The sequence below is a fragment of the Dryocola clanedunensis subsp. sulfonylureivorans genome (genome assembly GCF_016756775.1).
GTDB classification, from domain to species: domain Bacteria; phylum Pseudomonadota; class Gammaproteobacteria; order Enterobacterales; family Enterobacteriaceae; genus Dryocola; species Dryocola clanedunensis.
Map to the genome: position 1 here is coordinate 1 of NZ_JAERMU010000061.1, position 1,662 is coordinate 1,662.

The 1,662-nt window shown below is 63.5% G+C and carries 1 pseudogene; it reads right to left on the bottom strand.

Annotation, left to right across the window (positions count from 1 at the left end):
- Positions 1-1,662, bottom strand: a pseudogene (locus HYQ67_RS23740) (autotransporter outer membrane beta-barrel domain-containing protein); the annotation flags it as partial.

Genomic DNA, 1,662 nt, shown 5'->3' on the forward strand with positions numbered 1-1,662 from the left:
GCCACCATGGTGGTGCCGTGCGTGCTGCCGTCCACCACCAGTTTATCCGTCGGTGAACTGTCATCGCCCAGCTGCGTGTTGAGGTTCAGCGTGCCGCCGCTGCCGGTATAGTCCCCGGTAACGTGCAGAATGTTCCCCGCGGTGGCTGAGCCAGGCTGGCTGACGTTAATCGTACCGCTGTTGGTCAGGTTCTGGCCGATGCCAAAGGTCTGGCCTTCGCCCGCCGCACGCAGCGCCATCAGACGCGGTGAAATATCACCGAGGGTCAGTGTCCCGGCGTTGTTCACATCCCCCGCCGTCCCGCCGTAGCCGCCGAAGACCGCGCCTTCCTTCACGTTGACCGTGGCAGAAGCCAGCGTCACGTCGGTGCTGCTGTCGCCCAGCTGCAGGCCGCCGCCGTTGATATCGGTGGTGCCGGTGTAGCGTGCGGACGCGGTGGTCAGATTCACCAGCCCGCTGCCGTTCTTCTGTACGTCGCCGCTGCCGGTGAGGTTGTTCCCCAGCACGCCCTGCACGCCTTCGTTCAGCGTCAGCAGGCCGTTATCAAGGATATCCCCGGCGCCGATACCGCTGATGTCGTTCAGCGCCACTTCCGCCCCGTCGGCGATGGTGGTCGCCGCAGTCATCGCCGCGTTCGCGCCGTTGACGGTCAGCGTTCCGCCGTTCACCGCCAGCTCACCCGCCCCGGTCAGCATGCCGTTGACGATACCGCCGTGGGTCACCGCCAGGCTGCCGCCGTTGAAGTCGGTGGTGGCCGTGGCGTCGGTGTTCAGCAGGCCCACAGTCTGTGCGTGGCCGTTCAGGTCCACGCGGGTTCCGGCTGCCTGGTGCAGCTCGCGGGTGTTACCCAGCACGTTATCGCTCTCTGCCAGCAGAGTACCCGTACGCACATCGGTGACGCCGGTGTAGTCGTTGTTCATATTGGACAATGACACGGTGTTACCTGTACCTGCCTCAATCGCCAGGTCGCCGCTGCCGGTCAGACGCGCGCTGAGGTCAGCGGCAGCACCGGTGGCACCCGCTGCATTCAGGGCCAGCGCATCCGCGCCGCTGGTTAACAGATCCAGCTGCTGCAAACCATAATTGACGTACAGGCCGTCACTGGCATCGCCCGCGGTGAAACCAAAGTCGTAGGTTGCATCGGCCACCTGCAGGCCGTTCTGTATCACATGGGAGTACGTCGGATCGCTGATTTTGCTGCCGTCCGTTTTCTCAAGCGTCAGGTTGGCACCATATCCGCTGACCGTTCCGCTGGTGCCCGCCAGTTTCAGAATCGGGTTGGCATCATCCTGTGACAGGATGTTCAGAGTGTCTGGCGGCAGCACAGGGGCGTTCAGCACATCGTTGGTCCGCAACTGCACCACGCCCGCTCCGCCGATATCCAGATCCTTGCTGGTCTGGATGAAGGCTTCCGATTTGCTGCGGCCCAGCGTGTCGGTATCAAAGATGATTGTGCCGCCGTCGAAGGCCAGGCCACCGATGCTCTGGGTACCTTTCGCCACGTCGGTCACGCTGCCTGCGCCCAGCTTCAGGGTGGCATCGGTCAGGGCCTGGGTATTTTGCGTGGTCGCGCCGTCCAGAACAAAGTGGCTGTTGGCCAGGGCAACCGTACCGGCAAAGCCGTCCGCCGCATTGTTGGCGGTGAAGGCAAAGTCATTGTCC